Origin of the sequence: Mycobacterium sp., assembly GCF_032161845.1 — a bacterium.
Lineage (GTDB): Bacteria > Actinomycetota > Actinomycetes > Mycobacteriales > Mycobacteriaceae > Mycobacterium.
This window is the reverse complement of sequence record NZ_JAVRQA010000212.1, coordinates 1-7,871: the sequence shown is the minus strand read 5'-3', so window position 1 is coordinate 7,871 and position 7,871 is coordinate 1. Positions and strand designations below refer to the sequence as shown.

11 protein-coding genes are annotated in these 7,871 nt (G+C 67.2%); 5 read left to right on the top strand and 6 right to left on the bottom strand.

Annotation, left to right across the window (positions count from 1 at the left end):
* The coding region (locus QOD90_RS12375; RefSeq protein WP_526350035.1) for an ArsR/SmtB family transcription factor at positions 1-326 on the top strand (326 nt) is incomplete at its 5' end.
* Positions 323-1,417 carry a cation diffusion facilitator family transporter gene (locus QOD90_RS12370; RefSeq protein ID WP_526350033.1) on the top strand — a complete coding sequence of 365 codons (1,095 nt, stop codon included), beginning with the start codon at positions 323-325 and terminating at the stop codon, positions 1,415-1,417. The genes QOD90_RS12375 and QOD90_RS12370, both read left to right, overlap by 4 nt.
* On the opposite strand, the gene QOD90_RS12365 is transcribed toward QOD90_RS12370, so the two are convergent.
* From QOD90_RS12365 to napA, 5 genes are read right to left on the bottom strand one after another with little or no spacing between them, the layout of a single operon-like run.
* The gene (locus QOD90_RS12365; RefSeq protein ID WP_526350031.1) at positions 1,399-2,034 is read right to left on the bottom strand and encodes an LON peptidase substrate-binding domain-containing protein; all 636 of its coding nucleotides are present in this window, start codon (positions 2,032-2,034) and stop codon (positions 1,399-1,401) included. The two genes, QOD90_RS12370 and QOD90_RS12365, sit on opposite strands and share 19 nt — an antisense overlap.
* Before the next feature lie 25 nt (positions 2,035-2,059).
* Entirely contained in the window at positions 2,060-3,187 is a 1,128-nt protein-coding gene (locus tag QOD90_RS12360) for a glutamate--cysteine ligase (protein ID WP_526350029.1), read from the bottom strand.
* A 4-nt stretch (positions 3,188-3,191) separates the two neighbouring features.
* The gene (gene sodC / locus QOD90_RS12355; RefSeq protein WP_526350027.1) at positions 3,192-3,896 is read right to left on the bottom strand and encodes a superoxide dismutase[Cu-Zn]; all 705 of its coding nucleotides are present in this window, start codon (positions 3,894-3,896) and stop codon (positions 3,192-3,194) included.
* A gap of 10 nt (positions 3,897-3,906) precedes the next feature.
* Positions 3,907-4,374: a LytR C-terminal domain-containing protein gene (locus QOD90_RS12350; protein WP_526350025.1), complete on the bottom strand. Its 468-nt coding sequence runs from the start codon at positions 4,372-4,374 to the stop codon at positions 3,907-3,909.
* Between the two features lie 53 nt (positions 4,375-4,427).
* Complete coding sequence (gene napA, locus QOD90_RS12345) at positions 4,428-4,736, bottom strand: nucleoid-associated protein NapA (protein ID WP_293240964.1); 309 nt, start codon at positions 4,734-4,736, stop codon at positions 4,428-4,430.
* 123 nt (positions 4,737-4,859) lie between these two features.
* On the opposite strand from napA, the gene QOD90_RS12340 reads away from it, so the two are divergent.
* Genes QOD90_RS12340 through QOD90_RS12330 form a run of 3 tightly spaced genes read left to right on the top strand, consistent with a single transcriptional unit; the run spans position 4,860 to position 7,186 of the window.
* Positions 4,860-5,453, top strand: a complete 594-nt coding sequence (locus tag QOD90_RS12340) for a peptide deformylase (RefSeq protein WP_526350023.1) — start codon at positions 4,860-4,862, stop codon at positions 5,451-5,453.
* 40 nt (positions 5,454-5,493) lie between these two features.
* Positions 5,494-6,381 (top strand): N-acetylglutamate synthase, CG3035 family, encoded by an 888-nt coding sequence (locus tag QOD90_RS12335; protein WP_526350037.1) that lies wholly within the window; start codon positions 5,494-5,496, stop codon positions 6,379-6,381.
* A gap of 4 nt (positions 6,382-6,385) precedes the next feature.
* Complete coding sequence (locus QOD90_RS12330) at positions 6,386-7,186, top strand: exodeoxyribonuclease III (protein WP_526350021.1); 801 nt, start codon at positions 6,386-6,388, stop codon at positions 7,184-7,186.
* 17 nt (positions 7,187-7,203) lie between these two features.
* On the opposite strand, the gene QOD90_RS12325 is transcribed toward QOD90_RS12330, so the two are convergent.
* On the bottom strand, positions 7,204-7,871 hold a 668-nt coding region (locus QOD90_RS12325; protein ID WP_526350019.1), incomplete at its 5' end, for a lysophospholipid acyltransferase family protein.

The following is a 7,871-nucleotide window of genomic DNA, read 5'->3' as shown; positions in this document are numbered from 1 at the left end:
AGGTGTTGTGGGCACTTGCGAGCCGGGAGATGTCGGTCAACGACTTGGCCGCTCATATCGGCAAACCTGCCCCCTCCGTGTCCCAGCACTTGGCGAAACTTCGGATGGCTCGGTTGGTTCGCACCCGTCGCGAGGGCACCACGATCTTCTACAGCTTGGACAACGACCACGTCGGACAACTTGTCACCGACGCGGTGTTCAACGCCGAACACGCGGGGCCGGGTGTCCCCGGCCACCACCGCGAGACCGCCGACCTTGCTGCCCTGCACCCCACAGCCACGGCCACCAGTTCCATCCGCGCCCGGTCGGAAGGACACCGCACATGACTCATGACTCCGAACCGACACCCAACGTCGGGCACAACCACGCCTCGGTCCATGATCATGACGGCCACGGGCACAGCCACGACGGGTGGGGCGGCAAGTTCGGTGCCGCAATCCGAGAGGTGTTCGCCCCGCACAGTCACGACGCCTCCGACAGCATCGACGGTGCATTGGAGTCCAGCGCCGCGGGCATCCGCGCGGTGAAGATCAGTCTGCTCACTCTCGGCGCGACGGCCATCGCACAGATCGTCATCGTGATGATCTCCGGATCGGTCGCGCTACTGGCCGACACCATTCACAACTTCTCCGACGCCCTCACCGCGCTCCCACTGTGGATCGCGTTCGCCCTTGGGACCAAGGCTGCCACCCGGCGTTACACGTACGGATTTGGCCGCGCTGAAGACCTCGCAGGACTTTTCGTCATCGCGATGATCACCCTGTCGGCCATCGTCGCCGGAGTCGAATCCATTCGCCGACTGATCAACCCCGTTCCGATCCAGCACCTCGGCTGGGTGGCTGCCGCAGGGCTGATCGGGTTCATCGGCAATGAGCTGGTCGCGATGTACCGCATCCGCGTCGGGCGTCAGATCGGCTCGGTAGCGCTGGTCGCCGACGGACTACACGCCCGCACCGACGGCTTCACCTCGCTGGCCGTGCTGTTCGGCGCAGGTGGTGTGGCACTTGGGTTTCCGCTGGCTGACCCGGTCATCGGCTTGCTCATCACAGTGGCAATACTCGTGGTGCTGCGCACGGCGGTCCGCGACGTGTTCCTTCGCCTCATGGACGGTGTCGACCCGCAATTGGTCGACACCGCAGAGGCAGCGTTGGCCGCTGAGCCTGGCGTCACCGCCGTCCGCAGCGTGAAGATGCGTTGGCTCGGACATCGGCTGCACGCCGATGCTGAACTGGACATCGACCCCAGCACCAGCCTCAACGAAGCTCACTGGATCGCCCACCATGCTGAGCACACCCTGACCCACGCCGTCCCGAAACTATCGTCCGCGCTCGTCCATGCCTACCCCGAAGCACCCGACACCGTGCCGCATGGGCGGCGATTCGTCGACCCGCTACCGGACTACCCCCCGTCGAGCTGAAACTCGATCATCGCGGCGACGGTCTCGACGGCATCCCTCAGCGCGGTCAGGCGCGCCGCCGCCGACGGCGCCTCTAGCACCGAGTACCGGTCGGCCTGGCCCATCGGCACCCGGGATGACAACGCGTACAACCGCTTTCCCGCGTCGTCACCGGGCTCGGGCTCACCGAGCAACTCCTGCCGGGGCGGCAGCGTCGCGTGCCGCGCCGACGCGATGCGCTCGAACATCTCCATCACCCGGTCCTCGACGACACCGATGTCCCCACCTGTGACGGTCGGCCCCGACTCGTCCGGCCACGGCTCGACGTCGGCCCGGGGGTAGGGGTCGTCGTCGAGCCACGATTTCACCCGAATCCGTTCGCGCATGTCACATTCGAGGCGGTAACGGCCGTCGCCGAAGTCCTGACAATTCACGATGTGCGCCATCGCGCCGACATCGCAACGCGCATCGCCGCCACCGACTTCGCGGCCTGCGGCGATCAGGACGACACCGAACTCCATCGCACCGTTCAGGCATTCGCGGACCAGCGCACCGTAGCGCGGCTCGAAGATCCGCAGCGGCAGGTCCTCGCCGGGCAGTCGGACGGACTCCAGCGGGAACATCGGCCTGATCGTCATCTATGCCAGTTACCCGCCGTCGGACCTACAGAACCAGCTCGGCGATCAACGCATCCACCACGGCCCGCAGATCGCCGTCGTTGTCTTCGGCCACTCGACGCTGGCGTTGATAGGACGCCCCCGCGTGGTAGATGCCGGACACCTGGGCCAATTCGTCGGCACAGCCCAACGACTTCGCGACCGGCTCAAGCCGGTTCAGCAGCTCGTCGAGATCCTCGGTGACCAGTCGCTCGTTGCTGTTCTCGTCGAGGATGATCACCGCGTCGAGGCCGTATCGGGCTGCGCGCCACTTGTTCTCCTGCACGTGCCACGGCGGCATCGTCGGCAGGTGCTCGCCGGCATCGAGCCGACGGTCCAAGTCGACGATCAGGCAGTGCGTCAGCGCCACCAGCGCCCCGAGTTCGGTGATGTTGGAGATGCCGTCGAGAATGCGGACCTCGATGGTGCCGAGATGCGGCGAAGGCCTGATGTCCCAGCGGATCTCGTTCATGTGATCGATGATGCCGGTCTTCTTCTGGTCATGAACGAACTGCTCGAACTGCGACCACTCCTGGAAGTGGAAGGGCAGACCCGCGGTCGGCAACTGCTGAAACATCATCGCGCGATTGCTGGCGTACCCGGTGTCCCCGCCGTCCCAGTAGGGCGATGACGCTGACAGCGCCAGGAGATGCGGGTACTGGTTGAGCAACGAGGTGATGATCGGCATCACCCGGTGCGCCGACGAAACCCCGACGTGGACGTGGACGCCCCAGATCAGCATCTGCCTGCCCCACCACTGGGTGCGCTTGATCAGCTCGGCGTAGCGCGGCGCGTCGGTCAGCTGCTCGGCAGACCACTTGGCGAACGGATGTGTTCCCGCACAGAACAACTCCATGCCCCGGTCACGCACGATCCGGCGGGTAGGCCCCAGCGTGGCGCGCAGATCGTCCATCGCGTCAGCGGAGTTGTCACAGATGCCGGTGACGATCTCAACGGTGTTGCGCAGCAATTCCTTGTGCACGTGCGGGCTTTCGCCGATCTCGGCAATGACCGCGGCCGCTTCGTTGCTCAGTTCCCGCGTCTCGCGGTCGACCAGTGCGAACTCCCACTCGACGCCGATCGTCGGCCGGGCGGAGCCGGCGAAGTCGATCCGTTGCGGCCTCGAGCTGGACATGGCCTCACTCGGGGGAAATGACACCGCACGCCACCCGCTTACCAGCGTCGCCGGTGGCCATCGTCGCCTCATCGGGACCCGGCGTGCCATTGACCTGCTGGTAGCGCTCCGGCGGGATGTTCGCGAAGTTGTCGGCCTTCTCGTGAATGATGATGGCCGTCTTCGCGCCTGCTTGCAGATCAGCCGCGGTGAACGCGTCGGTGGTGGTAACCAACATCGCCGAACCGTCGCCACGGACCTGCAGCGAGGCCAGGTCGCCGCTGGCCGGGTGCGTGGTGTGGCCACCGACCTGGAAGTGCGCGCCCGCGGAGTTGAAGTCCGCGGGGGCACCTCCGGCCGGTGCGACCGAGTTGGGCTCGCACTTGCCCACCGAGTGGATGTGCAGTCCGTGGAAGCCGGGGGCCAGCTGGCCGGGCGCAGTGGTCTTCACCGTGAGCGTGGCGTAGCCACCGGAGAACACGATGTCAGCGGTGGCCACCGAGGTGCCGTCAGCCGTCTTCAGGTCGGCAATGAGGGTCTCGCCGGCCGCGGGCGTGGGCTCTTCGCTGGTGCCTTTCTCACCGGCGGCCGACGGCGGCGGCGAGCCGGTCCAGACCGGAGGGGTGGTGCCGGGCTGAGTGGCGACCGGCTCGGACGGCGAGCAAGCGGCCGCGATCGGAACGACGAGTGCCGCAGCGGCGAGAAGGCGAAGCGGGGCAGAGATCGGCATGCCCGAAAGCCTAACCGGTGACGGCCACGATCACGCCGGGCGGTTGCTCTGCGACCGCAGGTGTCCTCGGTTCCACGGCCGCCTGGAGCAGACCGCCGATCTCGTCGGCGGCCTCCTTCTCCCCCGGTGCCTCGCCGAAGTACACGGTCGTCGCGGTGACACCCTCGAGCGCGAGGTTCCCAGTCTCGGTCACGTTCCACTCCGCGTCGCGCAACCGGGTGGCGGTTTGATCGGCCAGACCGGCGACGTCAGACAGGTTGTAGACCCGCACGTCGGGCTTGGCGGCCGTGGGTGCGGAGGTTTCCGACGTCGCAGACGCGGTGGTCGTGGTTGTCGCGGTGGAACTCGACGAGCTGCTGTCGCTGTCATCGCTGCCACCGATGGCCTGGAAGCCGACCAGCAGAAAGACCACACCCAGGAACAGCAGCACCATGACCATGGCGCGCAGTGGCAACCCGGAGGAGTCTCGTTGATTCATCGCACTCACTGTATCGAGCCGCGGTCTTCTGGCGTAAAAGCCCTAGGTACCGATCACGTCACGTCGAAGCCGAGGCGGCGCGCCGCCCGCGCCTTCTGGCGGCTGGCCCGCAGCCGGCGTAGCCGCTTGACCAGCATGGGGTCGGCCGCAAGCGCCTCCGGCCGGTCGACCAACGCGTTCAGGACCTGGTAGTACCGCGTCGCTGACATGGAAAACAGTTCTTTGATCGCGTCTTCCTTGGAACCCGCGTACTTCCACCACTGCCGTTCGAACGCAAGGATGTCGTGTTCGCGGCGAGTCAGGCCGTCGGCGAGAGCCGCGTCGTCCCCGGACTTTTCAGTCCGCGCAATGGCGCCGTCCATTTGCTCTCTGGACCCTTCCCCGCATTCAAGACATTCCGGTGGTGTCGGCCAACATTGAACCACGGCGGACGGAGTTGAGCCGTGAGCCTTGCCCGCGAGTCGGCTGACTTAAGCTTGCGAACCATGGCCGTAGTACCAATCCGCATCGTGGGAGATCCCGTCCTGCACACCGCGACCAGTCCCATCCCCGTTGGCGACGACGGGTCGCTGCCCCCGGACGTGGCCGATCTCATCAACGATCTGTACGAAACGATGGACGCCGCCAACGGTGTCGGGTTGGCCGCCAACCAGATCGGGATATCCAAGCGCGTGTTCGTCTACGACTGCGCCGACGAGCGCGGCCGCGCGACCCGTCGTCGCGGCGCGATCGTCAATCCGGTACTCGAGACCTCCGAGGTGCCCGAGACGATGCCCGACCCCGACAACGACGACGAGGGTTGTCTGTCGGTTCCCGGCGAATCGTTTCCGACCGGCCGCGCCAGCTGGGCCCGCGTCACCGGGCTCGACGCCGACGGCACGCCCATCACCTTGGAGGGCAACGGACTGTTTGCTCGGATGCTCCAGCACGAGACCGGTCACCTCGACGGCTTCCTCTACATCGACAAGCTGATCGGTAGGCACGCCCGCGCGGCGAAGCGCACCGTGAAGGCCAACGACTGGGGGGTGCCGGGGCTCAGCTGGACTCCCGGCGAGGACCCCGATCCGTTCGGGCACTAGGTCCGGCGGGCAGGAGCGGAGCGACACGGGAATGACGAATGTGCCCGAGTTGCCCGCGGTCGGCACCAGGGTCAGCCTGCGATACCGCCTACCTGCGGGTTCGGTGCCACCCATGAGCGACGTGGTGGGCCATCTGCTCGAGGTGGGCCCCACGCTGCGGGTCAAGACCAAGGCTGGTGACGTCGTCACCATCGCGGTGGCCGACGTCGTGTCGCTCAGACCGCTGTCGGCTGCACCGGTCCGCAACCGCGACATCCGCAACCTCGAGCACGCCGCGGCGCTCGCGTGGCCCGGGGTTGAACAACTCTGGCTCGGCGGCTGGCTCCTGCGGTTCGGCCATGGCGTCACTCGGCGGGCGAACTCGGCAGTGCCGTTGCTTCCCACGCCCGGCGAGCACGTGGGCGAGATCACCGACTGGTATGCCGCGCGCGGAGTGCCGCCGCTGTTGGCCGTACCGGATCGGCTCGCCCACGTGCCGCCCGGCCAGCCGACCGACGGCGAGAACATCGTCATGACAAGGCGATTGACCGCGGAGACGGTCGCACCTTCGGTGACGTTGACGGTGGAACCCGATGACGAGTGGTTGAGCCTGCACCCGCGCAAGGTGCCCGTCGACGTGCTGACCGCCGTCGTCGATGGCGAGGTGGTGTTCGGGCGCGTCGCGGGCGCCGCGGTCGGTCGGGGTGCCGTCACCGTCGCACCGGACGGCACCCACTGGGCCGGGCTGTCGTCGGTCCACGTCGTCGAGGACGCCCGCCGCCGCGGCGTGGCGCGGTCACTGTGCGACGCACTGCTGGCTTGGGCCGTCGAACGGGGGGCCACCCGCGCCTACGTGCAGGTCCTCAGCGACAACGTCGCGGCGACGAAGCTCTACGAGTCGATGGGGTTCAGCGAGCACCACCGGTCTCGCTACGTGTCGCTAAGGTGACCGCGTGCGACTGGCCACCTGGAACGTGAACTCGATCCGCTCCCGCATCGACCGGGTGACCGACTGGCTGGAACGCGCCGACGTCGACGTGCTGGCGATGCAGGAGACCAAGTGCACCGACGCGCAGTTTCCGACCATGCCGTTCGCGGCCCTCGGCTACGACGTCGCACACGTCGGGTTCAACCAGTGGAACGGCGTGGCGATCGCCTCGCGGGTCGGCCTCGACGACGTCCAGCTCGGCTTCGACGCGCAGCCCGCCTGGAGCGACGTCGCAGAGGCCAGGGCAATCGGAGCGACGTGCGGCGGAGTGCGGGTCTGGAGCCTGTACGTCCCCAACGGCCGCACGGTCGAAGACCCGCACTACGCATACAAACTGGAATGGCTTGCCGCACTGAGGAATACCGCTTCGAGCTGGCTGACCGACGATCCCGCGTCGCCAATCGCGCTCGTCGGGGACTGGAACATCGCCCCGACCGACGACGACGTCTGGGACGTCCTGGCCTTCCAGGGCAGCACCCACGTCACCGCCCCCGAGCGGGCGGCGTTCACCGCGATCCAGGACGCGGGTTACGTCGACGTGGTGCGGCCCTTCACGCCGGGCCCTGGGACCTACACCTACTGGGACTACACCCAGCTGAGGTTCCCAAAGCGCCAAGGCATGCGCATCGACTTCATCCTCGGCTCACCCGGTCTGGCGTCCCGTGTCACCCACGCCGAGATCGCCCGCGACGAACGCAAGCCGGGCAAGAAGGGCACCCCGGCGCCCAGCGATCACGCGCCGGTATTGGTTGACCTCGGTACTTAGTCAGCCGAAGAGCTCATTCAGCCGAAGAGCGGAAGCGCGCGCTTGCGAGCCAGGGCGTCCATCCCGCGTTGGATGCTGTTCTGCACCTCCCGATATTTCTGATCGACGTAGCGGTCGTCGTCGGCACGCGCGGGATCGGCGTCGACTTCCACCGCAGGCATGAAGCGAGTCCTGATCTTGGCGGGCAGCGGAAGTTGTGGCAGCGCCGCCGGCGCGATACCCCACGGCAGCGAGATCGCCAACGGGAACACCTTCAGCCGTAGGATCTTGTCCAGTTTCAGCGCCTTGGACAATCGATCGCCCCTCATCAGGACCGGCATTGCGTCGGCGCCGCCGACCGTCGCGATCGGCACGATCGGCACGCCGGCCCGAATCGCCATCTTCACGAACCCCGTGCGCCCAGCCAGATTCGCTTCGTCACGCTCCCGCCACGGCCGCAGCGAGTCGACCTCGCCGCCCGGCCACAGAGCGACGTCCCTGCCCTCGGCCAGGGCGGTCGCGATCGAGTCCGGCGCCGCGGGCAGCACCCCCATCGCGCGGAAGTACCTACCTATCAACGGGATCGCCATCAGTGCATCGTGGGCAGTGCCGTGCAGTGGGCGCTCTTGTCCGAAGCGGCGCCACCACTGCACCCCGACCGTCCACGCGTCCCAGACGAACGGCGCACCGGAATGAATGCCCACCA